The sequence below is a fragment of the Kosakonia sp. MH5 genome, from assembly GCF_009935945.1.
Taxonomy (GTDB): Bacteria; Pseudomonadota; Gammaproteobacteria; order Enterobacterales; family Enterobacteriaceae; genus Kosakonia; species Kosakonia radicincitans.
In genome coordinates this window covers 82,415-100,883 of sequence record NZ_QODH01000012.1, presented here as the reverse complement: position 1 = coordinate 100,883, position 18,469 = coordinate 82,415, and the positions used below count along the sequence as shown (strand labels likewise).

General features: G+C 51.5%; 17 protein-coding genes. 16 read left to right on the top strand and 1 reads right to left on the bottom strand.

What is annotated here, in order from left to right; translation table 11 throughout:
• The first annotated feature begins 446 nt into the window (after positions 1-446).
• From atpI to DK872_RS23685, 9 genes are read left to right on the top strand one after another with little or no spacing between them, the layout of a single operon-like run.
• Positions 447-827 carry a F0F1 ATP synthase subunit I gene (gene atpI / locus DK872_RS23725; protein ID WP_035941962.1) on the top strand — a complete coding sequence of 127 codons (381 nt, stop codon included), beginning with the start codon at positions 447-449 and terminating at the stop codon, positions 825-827.
• Between the two features lie 8 nt (positions 828-835).
• Positions 836-1,654 (top strand): F0F1 ATP synthase subunit A, encoded by an 819-nt coding sequence (atpB, locus tag DK872_RS23720; RefSeq protein ID WP_007369367.1) that lies wholly within the window; start codon positions 836-838, stop codon positions 1,652-1,654.
• A gap of 48 nt (positions 1,655-1,702) precedes the next feature.
• Entirely contained in the window at positions 1,703-1,942 is a 240-nt protein-coding gene (atpE, locus tag DK872_RS23715) for a F0F1 ATP synthase subunit C (protein ID WP_007369368.1), read from the top strand.
• Between the two features lie 58 nt (positions 1,943-2,000).
• A complete protein-coding gene (gene atpF / locus DK872_RS23710) occupies positions 2,001-2,471 on the top strand; it encodes a F0F1 ATP synthase subunit B (protein WP_007369369.1) in 471 nt (156 codons plus the stop codon).
• A 13-nt stretch (positions 2,472-2,484) separates the two neighbouring features.
• Complete coding sequence (atpH, locus tag DK872_RS23705; protein ID WP_007369370.1) at positions 2,485-3,018, top strand: F0F1 ATP synthase subunit delta; 534 nt, start codon at positions 2,485-2,487, stop codon at positions 3,016-3,018.
• 12 nt (positions 3,019-3,030) lie between these two features.
• Complete coding sequence (gene atpA, locus DK872_RS23700; RefSeq protein ID WP_007369371.1) at positions 3,031-4,572, top strand: F0F1 ATP synthase subunit alpha; 1,542 nt, start codon at positions 3,031-3,033, stop codon at positions 4,570-4,572.
• A gap of 50 nt (positions 4,573-4,622) precedes the next feature.
• Entirely contained in the window at positions 4,623-5,486 is an 864-nt protein-coding gene (atpG, locus tag DK872_RS23695) for a F0F1 ATP synthase subunit gamma (protein ID WP_007369372.1), read from the top strand.
• Positions 5,487-5,512: 26 nt separating this feature from the next.
• Positions 5,513-6,895, top strand: a complete 1,383-nt coding sequence (atpD, locus tag DK872_RS23690) for a F0F1 ATP synthase subunit beta (protein ID WP_007369373.1) — start codon at positions 5,513-5,515, stop codon at positions 6,893-6,895.
• A 20-nt stretch (positions 6,896-6,915) separates the two neighbouring features.
• Entirely contained in the window at positions 6,916-7,335 is a 420-nt protein-coding gene (locus tag DK872_RS23685; protein WP_035886837.1) for a F0F1 ATP synthase subunit epsilon, read from the top strand.
• 336 nt (positions 7,336-7,671) lie between these two features.
• Here the strand turns inward: DK872_RS23685 and DK872_RS23680 are convergent, their stop codons facing one another.
• Complete coding sequence (locus DK872_RS23680) at positions 7,672-9,780, bottom strand: right-handed parallel beta-helix repeat-containing protein (RefSeq protein WP_161518470.1); 2,109 nt, start codon at positions 9,778-9,780, stop codon at positions 7,672-7,674.
• A 344-nt stretch (positions 9,781-10,124) separates the two neighbouring features.
• Between DK872_RS23680 and glmU the strand changes: the two genes are divergently transcribed.
• The 7 genes from glmU (at position 10,125) to phoU (ending at position 18,436) form a co-directional block, all read left to right on the top strand.
• Positions 10,125-11,495, top strand: coding sequence for a bifunctional UDP-N-acetylglucosamine diphosphorylase/glucosamine-1-phosphate N-acetyltransferase GlmU (gene glmU / locus DK872_RS23675; RefSeq protein WP_035886834.1), 1,371 nt, complete (start codon positions 10,125-10,127; stop codon positions 11,493-11,495).
• A gap of 179 nt (positions 11,496-11,674) precedes the next feature.
• Positions 11,675-13,504, top strand: coding sequence for a glutamine--fructose-6-phosphate transaminase (isomerizing) (gene glmS / locus DK872_RS23670; RefSeq protein WP_007369381.1), 1,830 nt, complete (start codon positions 11,675-11,677; stop codon positions 13,502-13,504).
• A 303-nt stretch (positions 13,505-13,807) separates the two neighbouring features.
• Entirely contained in the window at positions 13,808-14,848 is a 1,041-nt protein-coding gene (pstS, locus tag DK872_RS23665) for a phosphate ABC transporter substrate-binding protein PstS (protein WP_007369383.1), read from the top strand.
• A 123-nt stretch (positions 14,849-14,971) separates the two neighbouring features.
• On the top strand, positions 14,972-15,931 hold the full coding sequence (gene pstC / locus DK872_RS23660; RefSeq protein WP_007369384.1) for a phosphate ABC transporter permease PstC: 960 nt from the start codon (positions 14,972-14,974) through the stop codon (positions 15,929-15,931).
• Positions 15,931-16,821, top strand: coding sequence for a phosphate ABC transporter permease PstA (gene pstA / locus DK872_RS23655; RefSeq protein WP_007369385.1), 891 nt, complete (start codon positions 15,931-15,933; stop codon positions 16,819-16,821). The genes pstC and pstA overlap by 1 nt, the downstream gene beginning before the upstream one ends.
• 46 nt (positions 16,822-16,867) lie before the next feature.
• The gene (pstB, locus tag DK872_RS23650; RefSeq protein WP_007369386.1) at positions 16,868-17,641 is read left to right on the top strand and encodes a phosphate ABC transporter ATP-binding protein PstB; all 774 of its coding nucleotides are present in this window, start codon (positions 16,868-16,870) and stop codon (positions 17,639-17,641) included.
• Positions 17,642-17,710: 69 nt separating this feature from the next.
• Entirely contained in the window at positions 17,711-18,436 is a 726-nt protein-coding gene (gene phoU, locus DK872_RS23645; RefSeq protein WP_007369387.1) for a phosphate signaling complex protein PhoU, read from the top strand.
• Positions 18,437-18,469: the final 33 nt, after the last annotated feature.

Sequence of the window (18,469 nt, the reverse complement as noted above, 5' to 3'; positions counted from 1 at the left end):
GCTAAAAGTCGGCAGGTAGAATGAAATACGGATGTAAAATAATTATTATAAATGTCAATGGAAGGTTTTCGATGTATAGGCAGGTGTTTTAAAAAGAGTTGTGATAAATCGTCTTGAATATCATAAAGTTGAAAAGTGGTAATTTCTTTGCGTGATTAACCCTGCAGACGCATAAATGTTTAATTTGTGACCGAGTGCACGCTTTGTTGTTGGGTTTTTGGTGTTATTCGCACTTTTGCCCGACAGTTCACAGTTTCCTCAAAAGTTTAAAAATAGCGCTCGGGAAAAATATTTAAACATTTATTCACCTTTTTGCTACTTATTGTTTGAAATCACGGGGCCGCACCGTATAATTTGACCGCTTTTTGATGCTTGACTCCGGACCATAAAGAACGTTTTATACGACACGCGGCATACCTCAAAGGGAGCAGGAGTTAAGAAACGTCATGTCTGTGTCGCTTTATAGTCGAAACGTTGCTCGCAAGCTTCTGCTTATTCAGTTTCTGGCGGTAATGGCAAGTGGATTGCTGTTTAGCCTCAAAGACCCCTTCTGGGGCATTTCCGCCGTGTGCGGAGGTATGGCAGTCTTACTGCCGAATATGTTTTTTATGATTTTTGCCTGGCGTCATCAGGCGCATACACCTGCTAAAGGCCGCGTGGCCTGGACCTTCGCCTTCGGTGAAGCGCTCAAGGTGTTGGTAACATTCTTGTTACTGGTGGTGGCGCTGGGGGTTTTTAAGGTGGCTTTTTTGCCGCTGATAGTCACGTGGGTTTCGGTGCTGGTTGTTCAGATACTGGCACCCGCTGTAATTAACAACAAAGGGTAAGAGGCATCATGTCTGCAGGAGAAATCTCTACACCACAGGAGTACATAGGTCACCATCTGAATAACCTTCAGATTGATCTTCGTACCTTCTCGATGGTGGATCCGCATAACCCCCCGGCCACCTTCTGGACGCTGAATATCGACTCCATGTTTTTTTCGGTGGTACTGGGTCTGTTGTTCCTGGTGATGTTCCGTAGCGTAGCGAAAAAAGCCACCAGCGGTGTCCCAGGGAAATTCCAGACGGCGATTGAGCTGGTGATTGGTTTTGTTCATGGTAGCGTTAAAGACATGTACCACGGCAAAAGCAAGCTTATCGCGCCACTGGCCCTGACGATTTTCGTTTGGGTATTCCTGATGAACCTGATGGATTTGCTGCCTATCGACCTGCTCCCGTACATCGCTGAACATGTACTGGGTCTGCCTGCGCTGCGCGTGGTGCCGTCTGCTGACGTCAACATCACCCTGTCTATGGCGTTGGGCGTATTTATCCTGATTCTGTTCTACAGCATCAAAATGAAGGGTATTGGCGGTTTCGCTAAAGAGCTGACTCTCCAGCCGTTCAACCATCCGGTATTTATTCCGGTAAACCTTATCCTTGAGGGCGTGAGCCTGCTGTCCAAACCGGTTTCTCTCGGTCTGCGACTGTTCGGCAACATGTACGCGGGTGAGTTGATTTTCATTCTGATCGCAGGTCTTCTGCCGTGGTGGTCACAGTGGATTCTGAATGTGCCATGGGCCATTTTCCACATCCTGATTATTACGCTGCAAGCCTTTATCTTCATGGTTCTGACGATTGTCTATCTGTCGATGGCATCTGAAGAGCATTGATTTTTAACAACACTACTACGTTTTAACTGAAACAAACTGGAGACTGTCATGGAAAACCTGAATATGGATCTGCTGTACTTGGCTGCCGCTGTGATGATGGGTCTGGCGGCAATCGGTGCTGCGATCGGTATCGGCATCCTCGGGGGTAAATTCCTGGAAGGCGCAGCGCGTCAACCGGATCTGATTCCTCTGCTGCGTACTCAGTTCTTTATCGTAATGGGTCTGGTGGATGCTATCCCGATGATCGCTGTAGGTCTGGGTCTGTACGTGATGTTTGCTGTCGCGTAGTAAGGGTTGCTTTACAAGCAATTGTTTAGAACGTTAACCAGATAAGAGGCATTGTGCTGTGAATCTAAACGCAACAATCCTCGGCCAGGCCATCGCGTTTGTCCTGTTCGTTCTGTTCTGCATGAAGTATGTATGGCCGCCGTTAATGGCTGCCATCGAAAAACGTCAGAAAGAAATTGCTGACGGTCTTGCTTCCGCAGAACGAGCTAAAAAGGATTTGGATCTTGCACAGGCCAATGCGACCGACCAGCTGAAAAAAGCGAAAGCTGAAGCTCAGGTTATCATTGAACAGGCGAACAAACGCCGTGCTCAGATCCTGGATGAAGCGAAAGCAGAAGCCGAGCAGGAACGTAACAAAATCGTCGCGCAAGCGCAGGCTGAAATCGATGCCGAGCGTAAACGTGCGCGCGAAGAGCTGCGTAAACAGGTGGCTCTGCTGGCAGTAGCCGGCGCCGAGAAGATCATCGAACGTTCCGTGGATGAAGCTGCTAACAGCGACATCGTGAATAAACTGGTCGCTGAACTGTAAGGAGGAGGGGCTGATGTCTGAATTTGTAACGGTAGCTCGCCCCTACGCCAAAGCAGCTTTTGACTTTGCCGTCGAAAACCAGAGCGTTGACCGCTGGCAGGATATGCTGGCGTTCGCTGCCGAGGTGACGAAAAATGAACACATGGCCGAGCTTCTCTCTGGTGCTTTAGCGCCGGAAACGCTCGCTAAGTCGTTTATCGCAGTCTGTGGGGAGCAACTTGACGACAAAGGTCAGAACCTGATTCGGGTGATGGCTGAAAACGGTCGTATCAAGGTGCTTCCTGATGTTCTTGAGCAGTTTATTCAATTGCGTGCAGCCAGCGAGGCTATTGCAGAAGTCGATGTGACTTCTGCAACTGCACTGAGTGAAGAACAGCTTTCGAAAATCAGCGCCGCGATGGAAAAACGTCTGTCACGCAAAGTGAAGCTGAATTGCAATATCGATAAGTCTGTAATGGCAGGCGTAATCATCCGTGCGGGTGATATGGTCATTGATGGCAGCGTTCGCGGCCGTCTTGAGCGCCTTGCAGACGTCTTGCAGTCTTAAGGGGACTGGAGCATGCAACTGAATTCCACCGAAATCAGCGAACTGATCAAGCAGCGCATTGCTCAGTTCAGTGTTGTGAGTGAAGCTCACAACGAAGGTACTATTGTTTCTGTAAGCGACGGTGTTATCCGTATCCACGGCCTGGCCGATTGTATGCAGGGTGAAATGATCTCCCTGCCGGGTAACCGTTACGCTATCGCACTGAACCTGGAGCGCGACTCCGTGGGTGCAGTTGTGATGGGTCCGTATGCTGACCTCGCCGAAGGCATGAAGGTTAAGTGTACTGGCCGTATTCTCGAAGTTCCGGTTGGCCGTGGCCTGCTGGGTCGCGTGGTGAACACCCTGGGTGCGCCAATCGACGGTAAAGGTCCGGTTGATAATGACGGCTTCGCTGCCGTAGAAGCTATCGCACCGGGCGTTATCGATCGTCAATCCGTTGATCAGCCGGTACAGACCGGTTATAAATCCGTTGACGCCATGATCCCAATCGGTCGTGGTCAGCGTGAATTGATCATCGGCGACCGTCAGACCGGTAAAACTGCGCTGGCAATCGATGCCATCATCAACCAGCGTGATTCCGGCATTAAATGTATCTACGTTGCTATCGGCCAGAAAGCATCCACCATCTCTAACGTGGTGCGTAAGCTGGAAGAGCACGGCGCGCTGTCTAACACCATCGTTGTTGTGGCAACCGCGTCTGAATCCGCAGCACTGCAATACCTGGCTCCGTATGCCGGTTGCGCAATGGGCGAATATTTCCGCGATCGCGGCGAAGATGCGCTGATCATTTATGATGACCTGTCTAAACAGGCAGTCGCATACCGTCAGATCTCCCTGCTGCTCCGTCGTCCGCCTGGACGTGAAGCATTCCCGGGCGACGTATTCTACCTCCACTCCCGTCTGCTGGAACGTGCTGCGCGTGTTAACGTGGAATACGTTGAAAGCTTCACTAAAGGTGAAGTGAAAGGTAAAACCGGTTCTCTGACCGCGTTGCCGATTATCGAAACGCAAGCTGGTGACGTTTCCGCGTTCGTTCCGACTAACGTAATTTCTATTACCGATGGTCAGATCTTCCTGGAATCCAACCTGTTTAACGCCGGTATTCGTCCTGCGGTAAACCCGGGTATTTCCGTATCCCGTGTAGGTGGTGCAGCGCAGACCAAGATCATGAAAAAACTGTCCGGTGGTATTCGTACCGCTCTGGCACAGTATCGTGAGCTGGCAGCGTTCTCTCAGTTTGCTTCCGACCTTGACGATGCAACTCGTAAACAGCTCGACCACGGTCAGAAAGTGACCGAGTTGCTGAAACAGAAACAGTATGCGCCGATGTCTGTCGCGCAGCAGGCTCTGGTTCTGTTCGCGGCTGAACGCGGTTACCTGGCGGATGTTGAACTGGCGAAAATCGGTAGCTTTGAAGCCGCTCTGCTGGCTTACGTTGACCGTGACCACGCTCCGCTGATGCAAGAGATCAACCAGACCGGTGGCTATAACGACGAGATCGAAGGCAAGCTGAAAGGCATCCTCGACTCCTTTAAAGCAACCCAGTCCTGGTAACGTCTGGCGGCTTGCCTTAGGGCAGGCCGCAAGGCATTGAGGAGAAGCTCATGGCCGGCGCAAAAGAGATACGTAGTAAGATCGCAAGCGTCCAGAACACGCAAAAGATCACTAAAGCGATGGAGATGGTCGCCGCTTCCAAAATGCGTAAATCGCAGGACAGAATGGCGGCCAGCCGTCCTTATGCAGATACCATGCGCAAAGTGATTGGTCACCTTGCTCACGGTAATCTGGAATATAAGCACCCTTACCTGGAAGAACGCGACGTTAAACGCGTGGGCTACCTGGTGGTGTCGACCGACCGTGGTCTGTGCGGCGGCTTGAACATTAACCTGTTCAAAAAGCTGCTGGCGGATATGAAAGCATGGTCCGATAAAGGCGTTCAGAGCGAACTCGCAATGATCGGCTCCAAGGGCGTAGCGTTCTTTAATTCCGTCGGTGCGAACGTTGTCGCGCAGGTGACAGGTATGGGGGATAACCCTTCCCTGTCCGAACTGATTGGACCGGTAAAAGTGATGTTGCAGGCCTATGACGAAGGCCGTCTGGACAAGCTTTATATTGTCAGCAACAAATTTATCAACACCATGTCTCAGGTGCCAACCATCACCCAACTGCTGCCGCTGCCGGCTTCAGAGGATGAAGGCTTGAAGCATAAAGCCTGGGATTATCTGTATGAACCAGACCCGAAAGCGCTGCTGGATACCCTGCTGCGTCGTTACGTCGAGTCTCAGGTTTATCAGGGTGTTGTGGAAAACCTGGCCAGCGAGCAGGCCGCACGTATGGTGGCGATGAAAGCCGCAACCGATAATGGTGGCAGCCTGATTAAAGAGCTGCAGTTGGTATACAACAAGGCTCGTCAGGCCAGCATTACTCAGGAACTCACCGAGATCGTCGGTGGTGCATCCGCGGTATAACCAGGTTAATTCGTAGAGGATTCAAGATGGCTACTGGAAAAATTGTCCAGGTAATCGGCGCCGTGGTTGACGTCGAATTCCCTCAGGATGCCGTACCGCGTGTGTACGATGCTCTTGAGGTGCAAAATGGTAATGAGCGTCTGGTGCTGGAAGTTCAGCAGCAGCTCGGCGGCGGTATCGTACGTACCATCGCAATGGGTTCCTCCGACGGTCTGCGTCGCGGTCTGGAAGTTAAAGACCTCGAGCACCCGATCGAAGTCCCGGTAGGTAAAGCAACACTGGGTCGTATCATGAACGTACTGGGTGAACCAGTAGACATGAAAGGCGACATCGGTGAGGAAGAGCGTTGGGCTATCCACCGCGCAGCACCGACCTATGAAGAGTTGTCAAACTCTCAGGAACTGCTGGAAACCGGTATCAAAGTTATCGACCTGATGTGTCCGTTTGCTAAGGGCGGTAAAGTTGGTCTGTTCGGTGGTGCGGGTGTAGGTAAAACCGTAAACATGATGGAGTTGATCCGTAACATCGCGATCGAGCACTCCGGTTACTCTGTGTTTGCGGGCGTGGGTGAACGTACTCGTGAGGGTAACGACTTCTACCACGAAATGACCGACTCCAACGTTATCGACAAAGTATCCCTGGTGTATGGCCAGATGAACGAGCCGCCGGGAAACCGTCTGCGCGTTGCGCTGACCGGTCTGACCATGGCAGAGAAATTCCGTGACGAAGGTCGTGACGTTCTGCTGTTCGTCGACAACATTTACCGTTATACCCTCGCCGGTACTGAAGTATCCGCACTGCTGGGCCGTATGCCTTCAGCGGTTGGTTACCAGCCGACGCTGGCAGAAGAGATGGGCGTGCTGCAGGAGCGTATTACCTCCACCAAAACCGGCTCCATCACCTCTGTTCAGGCGGTATACGTACCTGCGGATGACTTGACTGACCCGTCTCCGGCAACCACCTTTGCGCACCTTGACGCAACCGTGGTACTGAGCCGTCAGATCGCGTCTCTGGGTATCTACCCGGCCGTTGACCCGCTGGATTCCACCAGCCGTCAGCTGGATCCGCTGGTTGTTGGCCAGGAACACTATGATGTTGCGCGTGGCGTTCAGTCTCTGCTGCAACGTTATCAGGAACTGAAAGACATCATCGCCATCCTGGGTATGGATGAACTGTCTGAAGACGACAAACTGGTGGTAGCTCGCGCGCGTAAGATCCAGCGCTTCCTGTCCCAGCCGTTCTTCGTAGCGGAAGTATTCACCGGTTCTCCGGGTAAATACGTTTCCCTGAAAGACACCATCCGTGGCTTTAAAGGCATCATGGAAGGCGAATACGATCACCTGCCGGAGCAGGCGTTCTACATGGTCGGTTCCATCGACGAAGTCGTGGAAAAAGCCAAAAAACTTTAACGCCTTAATCGGAGGGTGATATGGCAATGACTTACCACCTGGACGTCGTCAGCGCAGAGTTACAAATGTTCTCTGGTCTGGTCGAAAAAATCCAGGTAACGGGTAGCGAAGGTGAACTGGGGATTTACCCGGGTCACGCGCCGCTGCTCACCGCCATTAAGCCTGGTATGATCCGCATCGTGAAACAGCACGGTCATGAAGAGTTTATCTATCTGTCCGGCGGCATTCTTGAAGTGCAGCCTGGCACAGTGACCGTTCTGGCTGATACTGCTATTCGTGGTCAGGATCTCGACGAAGCGCGAGCCCTGGAATCGAAACGCAAAGCAGAAGAGCACATTAAAGCTTCTCACGGTGACGTGGATTACGCTCAGGCGTCTGCGGAACTGGCGAAAGCTATCGCGAAACTGCGTGTTATCGAGTTGACCAAAAAAGCGATGTAACACCGGCTTGAACCTAAAAGGCCAGTCTGATTTCCAGGCTGGCTTTTTTTATGGCTGCGTTTCAGAAAAATCAGAACTGAAAATGCGTTTTATTATTTTGTGATATGAGTCACAAAAATGTTGATCGGTTAAAAAATGAGGGGTAGACTTCTTTTTGTGATGTAAATCACAAAAAACACTCTCACTTATCAGGACGCCATCATGAAACTGATCAATAAAATCATCGCTCTTTTCAGCAACATGAACATTTCTTTCGGTACGTTCAACCACTAATGTGCTGATACGCTGAGTGGCGCCGCGCTTACCGTTGTGTGATAAGCGAAGCGCTATCTGGCATCACTGGCTGAGTTGCACCAGATACGGTTTACTATCCAGTTCTTTTTGCGCCAGATTTACGCTTTTACCGTCGATGATAAAGTAGTTCGTCTCATCCACATTCCCCACCACTGAATCATCATATTTTCCCGGCTTACTGCGCACAGATATGTTGCCGCTAAACACGCCTTGCGTTGACGCATCGCCATACGGGGCCGGACGAAAGATGAAATTAAAGCGTTGGTTATCGACAGCAATATTGTTTTCAACCCGCAGTTTCCCCGGATTGAAGTTATCGGTAAAACCATCCAGATAATTACCTATCGCCTTACTGTTACGAACCTGATGCGCGACCGGTTGCCCTTCGCCCCCCAGTTTGAAACCGTTACTGGTATTGTTGCTGGCAATAGAATCCTCGATCACCACAACGCCATTTGCGCCATCCTCGATTTTGTTAAACAGGTCAAAACCATCATCAATATTGTCATGTGAATAGCAGCGTTTCAGGTGATTGCCTTCGCCAACGCGCATCTTCACGGCAAAACCATCAGCGTTAATTTTCCCCGGATCTTCATTACCCCAGGATTCCGAATCGATAACGAGGTTGTTGCTCGCCCACAGGGCGCGGCCCACTTTTTCCGGCGATGAAATCTGAATACCGGTATCGTCATTACGCCAGGCGACCACTTTTTCGATGACGTTATGGCTGCCCTGAATACGCAAGCTTTTCTCGGTCACTTCTATACCTTTAATGTGCCAGTAGCTGGCGTCAATCAGCAAGCCGTGGATCACGGCTTTTCCATCCGCTTGCAGGATTTTCTGTTTATCGCGCACTCCACTGGCGGAAAGAGGGATCTCCGTTTGTGCATAATCCCCGGCCTGCAACACAATTTTGCCGCCTGGCGGCAGTAAGCGAATCGCGCTGGTCAGATCCAGAGGGGATGCAGCCGTACCTTTACCTTCGCTTTTACCCTGGGGGGCGACATACAACGTTGCTGCTGTCGGGCCGGCAATTTTCTCTACCTTAATCTGCTGGCTGACAGGCGTATTGTCGCTGGCGCTGGAGGGCATAAATGTCACTGCAAACGTGGCATTGCCACTCAGTGTGGCGGGCAGGGTATACATTTCCCCCGCTTTAACCGGTTTTTCATTACCGATCACCACTTCGTCCTGCCGGGTACTGAACAGGCCATCATAATTGGCTCGTGCCTGTAATGTGTATTTGTCGCTGCTGCTTTGCGCAGGAGAGGCAATTTGCACCACGACTGGTAGCGGTTTAGCCTGCCAGGGTTTTGTCACAGCGGTATGCGCCGTTGAAGTGGTCAACGAAGCATCGCTGATGGTGATTTTGGCATTACGCGAGGCAAAGAAACCGACGTAATAATGATCCTTATACTGTATGGAGATAAGATCTGCGCGCGGTACGCTGCGGCTAACCCATTGGTCGCTGCCTTGCGGCGCCCAGGCCGTGATAAAACCGTCGTTGGTGCGCTCCAGTTTCAGGCGAAAGGTCGGCGTCTGGCGCAGATCAATCTCTTCCTGATAGCTCTGTTTCACTATTGCCGCACCAGCATTACCCCAGGGCTGCGTGATCCCTTCACGGGAGATCGCCTGCATCTTCACGCGAAAATTGTCTTTTTTATCCTGCGTCATGATGGCATTCATCACCATATTCGACGCCGCAGGAAACTCCTCATAACCTTCTTTAAGCGGCTGCTGACGCGGATTGCCAATCACGTCACGCACCAGCAATCCGGCACCCTCCTGTGCCGCGGGTTTCGCGCCGTTTTCCGGGCCGAACTGCTCAACGGTCACGGTGGCCTGTAAAACGAAGTTTTCACTGCCAGGCAAAGTGGTATAAAAGAACGTCAGGCCGTCATGAGCGTTGGCGATTTTACCGCCTCGGCTTTCGAGGGTAACGGGCCTGGAGAGATCGGCACTGTCCGTTACGGAGAGTTTTTTGCCGTCAATGGTGACATCATTCACGCCAATCTTTTCCGGCAGAACATTCGATGAAAAGTTCACGTCGGTCGATTGGCCAAAAGCGATTGCTTTCCAGACCGTTGCTGATGATGGAAAAGCGATAAGCGAGCTACAAACCGTTAAAGCCAGAGGTATTTTATAATTCATTTTATTCTCCTGATTGATTATTGCCCGCCATTATCTTCAAGATGAAACGCTGTTTCTTTTTTATGCGTCACAATCTCCAATGATCAAAACGACGTTTTGTTTTTGCACGATCTTTATTCAGGATGAAAAAAAACAGCTAACCCATTGTATGAATTAGCGGCAAACAGAAATGGAGATATTTTTTAGCGGCAAACCTGGTTGCTTTGTCGGTAAAATAGCCCGCAAAAGCGCAGTAACTGTGGATGTTGGGCGTTTCACCAGCATTCCATTTCATGCTACAAAATATGTAGAATTTTCAATATGAAAGAGGTTAACTTCTTTCTCCAATGACAGTCAGGACGCGTATGTTGAATACAAAAATGAGTGTGGTGATCCTTGCCGCAGGTAAAGGCACACGCATGTACTCCGATATTCCCAAAGTGCTGCATACCCTTGCAGGGAAAGCGATGGTTCAGCATGTCATTGATACTGCTAATCTTCTCGGCGCCGATAATGTTCATCTGGTTTATGGCCACGGTGGCGATTTGCTCAAACAACATCTCGCTGATATCAAGCTTAACTGGGTCCTGCAGGCAGAACAGTTGGGCACCGGCCATGCGATGCAGCAGGCTGCGCCGTTCTTTGCAGACGATGAAGATATTTTAATGCTCTACGGCGATGTGCCGCTGATCTCGCTGGAGACGTTGCAGCGTCTGCGCGATGCGAAACCGCAGGGCGGCATCGGTCTGTTAACGGTGGTGCTCGACGACCCGACGGGTTACGGGCGTATCACGCGTGAAAACGGCGCGGTGACAGGCATTGTTGAACAGAAAGATGCCACTGAAGAACAGCGTAAGATCACCGAGATCAACACCGGCATTCTGATTGCCAACGGCGGCGATCTGAAACGCTGGTTGAGCAAACTGACTAACAATAATGCGCAGGGTGAATATTACATCACGGATATCATCAGCCTTGCCTGGCATGAAGGCCGTGAGATTACTACCGTGCATCCGCAGCGCCTGAGCGAAGTAGAAGGTGTGAATAACCGACTTCAGCTATCCCGGCTGGAGCGTGCGTATCAGGCTGAACAGGCTGAAAAGCTGCTGCTGGCTGGTGTTATGCTGCGCGATCCTGCGCGCTTCGACCTGCGCGGTACGCTGGAGCACGGGCGGGATGTTGAGATCGATGCTAACGTCATCATTGAAGGCAACGTAAAACTGGGCGATCGTGTGAAGATTGGCGCAGGTTGCGTGCTGAAAAACAGCGACATCGGCGACGACTGCGAAATCAGCCCCTACAGCGTGGTGGAAGATGCGCGTCTCGAAGCTGATTGCACTATCGGGCCATTTGCGCGTTTGCGTCCTGGCGCTGAACTGCTTGCCGGTGCGCACGTGGGCAACTTCGTGGAAATGAAAAAAGCGCGTCTGGGCAAAGGCTCGAAAGCGGGCCATCTGACTTACCTGGGCGATGCGGAAATCGGCGACAACGTGAATGTTGGCGCGGGTGTTATCACCTGTAATTACGATGGTGCAAACAAGCACAAAACCATTATTGGCGATGATGTGTTTGTTGGTTCCGATACACAGCTGGTGGCGCCGGTTACCGTTGCCAAAGGTGCGACTATCGCCGCCGGGACTACAGTAACGCGCAATGTTGCGGAAAATGAACTGGTTATCAGCCGTGTACCGCAAATCAATAAACAAGGCTGGATACGTCCGGTTAAGAAGAAGTAGCCCGGATAAGCGCAGCGCCATCCGGCAATGTATTCATAATGAATTTAGGGTGAGGGGAAAGATAATTCCTCCGCCCGGCAGGCAGTACCTATAAAAATAACCCCACTCTCTACAAGGCTCGGGGCGATACAGGTTGACCGACAACAAAAGGCATAACGCCTAAATCGGAATCGAAAAATATGTGTGGAATTGTTGGCGCAGTCGCGCAACGTGATGTTGCAGAAATCCTTCTCGAGGGATTACGTCGTCTGGAATACCGTGGCTATGACTCTGCTGGTCTGGCCGTTGTAGATGCAGAAGGTCATATGACCCGTCTGCGTCGTCTTGGAAAAGTCCAGATGCTGGCCCAGGCCGCAGAAGAGCATCCGCTGCATGGTGGAACTGGTATTGCTCACACCCGTTGGGCAACACACGGTGAACCGTCAGAAGGTAACGCGCATCCGCATGTTTCTGATCATATTGCGGTTGTACATAACGGTATTATTGAAAACTACGAGCCGCTGCGGGAAGTGTTAAAAGAGCGTGGCTATGTATTTGTTTCGGAAACGGATACCGAGGTTATCGCACATCTCGTTCACTGGGAGCTTGAGCAGGGCGGCACGCTGCGTGAAGCGGTTATGCGCGCTATCCCGCAATTACGTGGCGCTTATGGCACAGTGATTATGGATACCCGTGACAGCGGTACTCTGCTGGCGGCACGCTCTGGCAGCCCGCTGGTTATCGGTCTTGGCATGGGGGAAAACTTTATTGCCTCCGATCAGCTGGCGTTACTGCCGGTGACGCGTCGCTTTATCTTCCTTGAAGAGGGCGATATTGCGGAAGTGACTCGCCGCAGCGTGACCGTGTTTGATAAATCCGGCGCGCAGGTAAAACGGCCTGATATCGAATCCAGCCTGCAATATGACGCGGGCGATAAAGGTATCTACCGTCACTACATGCAAAAAGAGATCTACGAACAGCCGAACGCGATTAAAAATACGCTGACCGGCCGTATCAACCACGGTGAAGTGGATCTGAGCGAACTGGGTCCGAATGCCAACGCGCTATTATCGCAAGTTGAGCATATTCAGATCGTTGCCTGTGGCACTTCTTACAACTCCGGTATGGTTTCCCGTTACTGGTTTGAGGCGCTGGCTGGTGTGCCGTGTGATGTGGAAATCGCCTCGGAATTCCGTTACCGCAAATCTGCTGTGCGTCATAACAGCCTGATGATCACCCTGTCGCAATCCGGTGAAACGGCGGATACGCTGGCGGCGCTGCGCTTGTCCAAAGAGCTGGGTTATCTGGGTTCGCTGGCGATTTGTAACGTGCCGGGCTCCTCGCTGGTGCGTGAATCCGATCTGGCGATGATGACTAAAGCCGGTACTGAAATCGGTGTTGCCTCCACTAAAGCGTTCACCACTCAGCTTACCGTTCTGCTGATGCTGGTGGCGAAACTGAGCCGCCTGAAAGGGCTGGATGCGTCCATTGAGCACGATATCGTTCACGGTTTGCAGGCATTGCCGAGCCGTATTGAACAGATGCTGTCGCAGGATAAACGCATCGAAGCGCTGGCCGAAGATTTCTCCGACAAACACCATGCGTTGTTCCTGGGGCGTGGCGATCAGTATCCGATCGCGCTGGAAGGCGCGCTGAAACTGAAAGAGATCTCCTACATTCACGCCGAAGCCTATGCGGCAGGTGAGCTGAAGCATGGCCCGTTGGCGCTGATTGATGCGGATATGCCGGTGATTGTCGTTGCGCCTAACAACGAACTGCTGGAAAAACTGAAATCCAACATCGAAGAAGTGCGTGCCCGTGGCGGCGTACTGTATGTGTTCGCCGATCAGGATGCGGGTTTCACCAGCAACGACAATATGCACATTATTGATATGCCGCACGTCGAAGAGGTGATTGCACCGATTTTCTATACCGTGCCACTGCAATTGCTGGCTTATCACGTTGCGCTGATAAAAGGCACCGATGTTGACCAGCCGCGTAACCTGGCGAAATCAGTAACGGTAGAGTAAACATTTATTGCCATAAAATGCGAAAGAGGTTGCCGGCGGGCAACCTCTTTTTTTTACTTTATTTTGTGAATTCTCATTCGTTTCAACTACTTTTTTATTGTCACAAAAATAAAATATGACTGAAATATTACTGTGATGTTTTTTATTAAGAGTTTGATTTTTATCTTTTTTATATCATGCGATAACGATATTTTTCCGCTGTCATCAAACAGTAACAATGATTGCATATAACTGTCATCAAAGTGTCCTATTTTGCTCGTCGTAGCCACTAAACAACGATTTACGATCCTTGCAGGAGACATTATGAACGTTATGCGTACCACTGTCGCAACTGTTGTCGCCGCGACCTTTTCTCTGAGTGCTTTTGCTGTTAATGCAGCAGCCAGCCTGACTGGTGCGGGTGCAACTTTCCCGGCGCCGGTGTATGCCAAGTGGGCTGATACTTACCAGAAAGAAACAGGTAACAAGATCAACTACCAGGGTATTGGTTCTTCTGGTGGAGTAAAACAAATTACTGCTAAAACTGTGGATTTCGGTGCATCCGATGCCCCTCTGGCTGACGATAAACTGGCTCAGGAAGGCCTGTTCCAGTTTCCGACCGTAATCGGCGGTATCGTGCTGGCTATCAACGTCCCGGGTATAAAATCCGGTGAGCTGGTGCTGGACGGAAAAACCCTGGGTGACATCTACCTGGGTAATATCAAAAAATGGGATGACGCAGCGATCGCTAAACTCAACCCAGGCCTGAAACTGCCTTCGCAGAACATCGCCGTAGTTCGCCGTGCTGACGGTTCCGGTACGTCATTCGTCTTCACCAACTACCTGGCAAAAGTGAACGAAGAGTGGAAATCGAAAGTCGGTTCTGGCTCTACCGTTAACTGGCCGACCGGTCTGGGCGGTAAAGGCAACGACGGAATCGCGGCATTCGTTCAGCGTCTTCCGGGTTCAATCGGTTATGTTGAATATGCTTACGCTAAGCAGAACAACCTGACCTACACCAAGCTGCTGTCTGCGGATGGTAAGGCTGTAAGCCCGACTGAGCAGAGCTTCTCCAATGCGGCTAAAAATATCGACTGGAGCAAATCCTTCGCGCAGGATCTGACCAACCAGAAAGGTGCTGACGTATGGCCGATCACCTCAACTACCTTTATCCTGGTACACAAAGAGCAGGCTAAGCCGGAGCAAGGTGCTGAAGTCCTGAAATTCTTTGACTGGGCCTATAAAAAAGGCGGCAAACAGGCTAACGACCTTGATTACGCAACCCTGCCGGATAGCGTAGTTGAACAAGTTCGTGCTGCATGGAAAACCAATGTGAAAGACAGCAGCGGTAAAGCACTGTACTAACAGCTGGTTTTTTTAGAACATGGCGGATGGCGCTTACACCATCCGCCTTACAGATCCTCTGTAGGCCTGGCCGCGTAAGCATTACCGGGCAAATTCGTAAGACGTTAAACTGAAGAGTAATTTATGGCTGCAACCAAGCCGGCATTTAATCCTCCGGGTAAAAAAGGTGACATGATTTTCAGCGCGCTGGTAAGACTGGCTGCGCTGATTGTGCTATTGCTGTTGAGTGGCATCATCGTGTCGCTGATTTTCTCCTCATGGCCAAGCATTCAGAAGTTTGGTTTTTCATTCCTGTGGACCAAAGAGTGGGATGCGCCCAATGATATTTACGGTGCGCTGGTGCCCATTTACGGGACAATTGTTACCTCTGTCATCGCCTTGCTGATCGCCGTTCCGGTGAGTTTCGGCATTGCGCTGTTTCTGACGGAACTGTCGCCGAACTGGCTGAAGCGTCCACTGGGTATCGCCATTGAATTACTGGCTGCGATTCCAAGTATTGTGTACGGCATGTGGGGGCTGTTCATTTTTGCTCCGCTGTTCGCGACTTACTTTCAGGAACCGGTGGGCAACGTGCTTTCTAACATCCCGTTTGTTGGCGCACTGTTCTCTGGCCCGGCATTTGGTATTGGGATCCTGGCGGCCGGGGTTATTCTCGCCATTATGATTATTCCTTACATTGCGGCGGTAATGCGCGATGTATTCGAACAAACGCCGGTGATGATGAAAGAGTCGGCCTACGGCATTGGCTGCACCACCTGGGAAGTTATCTGGCGCATTGTGCTGCCATTTACCAAAAACGGGGTGATTGGCGGCGTGATGTTGGGTCTGGGACGCGCACTGGGTGAAACCATGGCGGTGACCTTTATCATCGGTAACACCTACCAACTCGACAGCGCTTCGTTGTTTATGCCGGGTAACAGTATCACCTCTGCGCTGGCGAACGAATTTGCCGAAGCGGAGTCCGGCCTGCATGTTGCGGCATTGATGGAGTTGGGGCTGATTCTGTTTGTGATCACCTTTATCGTACTGGCTATATCTAAGTTTATGATCATGCGCCTGGCGAAAAATGAGGGGGCTCGCTGATGGCTACGCTCGAAATGCAAAGCATCACAAAGCTGGCTGAATCGCGCCGTAAAATGCAGGCTAAGCGCCGTCTGAAAAACCGCATTGCTCTGACATTATCAATGGCGACCATGGCGTTCGGTCTTTTCTGGCTGGTCTGGATCCTGTTGTCTACCGTAACGCGCGGCTTTGACGGCATGTCGCTGGCGCTGTTTACTGAAATGACGCCACCACCAAATACGGCAGGAGGTGGTCTGGCGAACGCCCTGGCGGGTAGCGGCCTGCTTATCCTGTGGTCGACCATTGTCGGTACGCCGCTCGGCATCATGGCGGGGATTTACCTGGCGGAGTATGGCCGTAAATCGCTACTGGCCGAAGTTATCCGTTTTATCAACGACATTCTGCTTTCCGCGCCATCAATTGTGGTTGGCCTGTTCGTCTACACCATTGTCGTCGCACAGATGCAGCACTTCTCCGGCTGGGCGGGCGTGATTGCGCTGGCGCTGTTGCAGGTGCCAATTGTCATCCGCACCACGGAAAACATGCTGAAACTGGTGCCGGACAGCCTGCGCGAAGCGGCTTATGCGCTGGGTACACCGAAGTGGAAGATGATTGCTTCCATTACGCTGAAAGCGTCTGTTTCCGGGATTATGACCGGGGTGCTGCTGGCCGTGGCGCGTATCGCCGGGGAAACGGCACCACTGCTGTTTACCGCGCTCTCTAACCAGTTCTGGAGCACCGATATGATGCAGCCTATCGCTAACCTGCCAGTGACCATTTTCAAATTCGCCATGAGCCCGTTTGCCGAATGGCAGCAACTGGCCTGGGCCGGGGTGCTGATTATCACGCTCTGCGTACTGCTGCTGAATATTCTGGCGCGCGTCATTTTCGCGAAGAGTAAACACGGTTAATTTTTGCGACGCGGCGAAAGCGGCGTCGAGTTGAGGAAAGAGATAAATGAGTATGGTTGATACGACGCCGGGCAAAATTCAGGTTCGTGATTTGAACTTCTATTACGGCAAATTCCATGCACTGAAAAACATCAGCCTGGATATTGCCAAAAATCAGGTAACGGCGTTTATCGGGCCGTCAGGCTGCGGTAAATCCACGCTGCTGCGTACTTTTAACAAAATGTTTGAGCTCTACCCTGAGCAGCGAGCCGAAGGCGAGATCCTGCTGGATGGCGACAACATTCTTACCAATACGCAGGATATCGCGCTGCTGCGCGCGAAAGTGGGGATGGTATTCCAGAAACCAACGCCGTTCCCGATGTCGATTTACGACAACATCGCCTTTGGCGTGCGCCTGTTTGAAAAGCTGTCGCGTCCGGATATGGACGAGCGTGTACAGTGGGCTTTGACCAAGGCCGCATTATGGAACGAAACCAAGGATAAACTGCACCAGAGCGGATACTCTCTCTCCGGTGGTCAGCAGCAACGTCTGTGCATCGCCCGTGGTATCGCGATTCGCCCGGAAGTGCTGTTGCTCGATGAACCCTGTTCAGCCCTTGACCCGATCTCTACCGGTCGTATCGAAGAACTGATCACGGAACTGAAACAGGATTACACCGTGGTTATTGTGACGCACAACATGCAGCAGGCTGCACGTTGTTCCGATCACACGGCGTTTATGTATCTCGGTGAGTTGATTGAGTTCAGCAACACAGATGATCTGTTCACGAAGCCGAAGAAGAAGCAAACGGAAGACTATATTACCGGGCGCTATGGTTGATTTGCTGCACCCTGAGGGTATAAGCGACCTTGTTACCACGTGAAATCTGTCGGGCATTTGGAGTGCACCATGGACAATCTCAACCTTAACAAACATATTTCCGGGCAGTTCAACGCTGAGCTGGAAAGTATCCGCACTCAGGTAATGACCATGGGTGGGATGGTGGAGCAGCAGCTTTCTGATGCGATCACCGCCATGCACAATCAGGACAGCGAGCTGGCCAGGCGCGTTGTTGAAGGCGACAAACAGGTTAATATGATGGAAGTCGCCATCGATGAAGCCTGCGTGCGCATCATTGCAAAACGCCAGCCAACGGCGAGCGATTTGCGTCTGGTGATGGCGATCATCAAAACAATTGCCGAGCTGGAACGTATTGGCGATGTGGCAGACAAAATCTGCCGTACTGCGCTGGAGAAGTTCTCTCAGCAGCACCAGCCGCTGCTGGTGAGCCTGGAATCGTTGGGCCGTCACACCGTGCAGATGCTGCATGATGTGCTGGACGCTTTCGCCCGTATGGATCTGGACGAAGCAGTGCGGATCTATCGCGAAGATAAAAAAGTGGATCAGGAGTACGAAGGCATCGTACGTCAGCTAATGACTTACATGATGGAAGATTCCCGCACCATTCCGAGCGTCCTGACCGCCCTGTTCTGTGCCCGTTCTATCGAACGTATCGGTGACCGCTGCCAGAATATCTGCGAATACATCTTCTACTTCGTGAAGGGACAAGATTTCCGTCATGTTGGCGGCGACGAGCTGGATAAACTGCTCGCCGGAAAAGATGTTAAAGAGTGATATAACGATAACCCCCTCGCTGTGAGGGGGTTT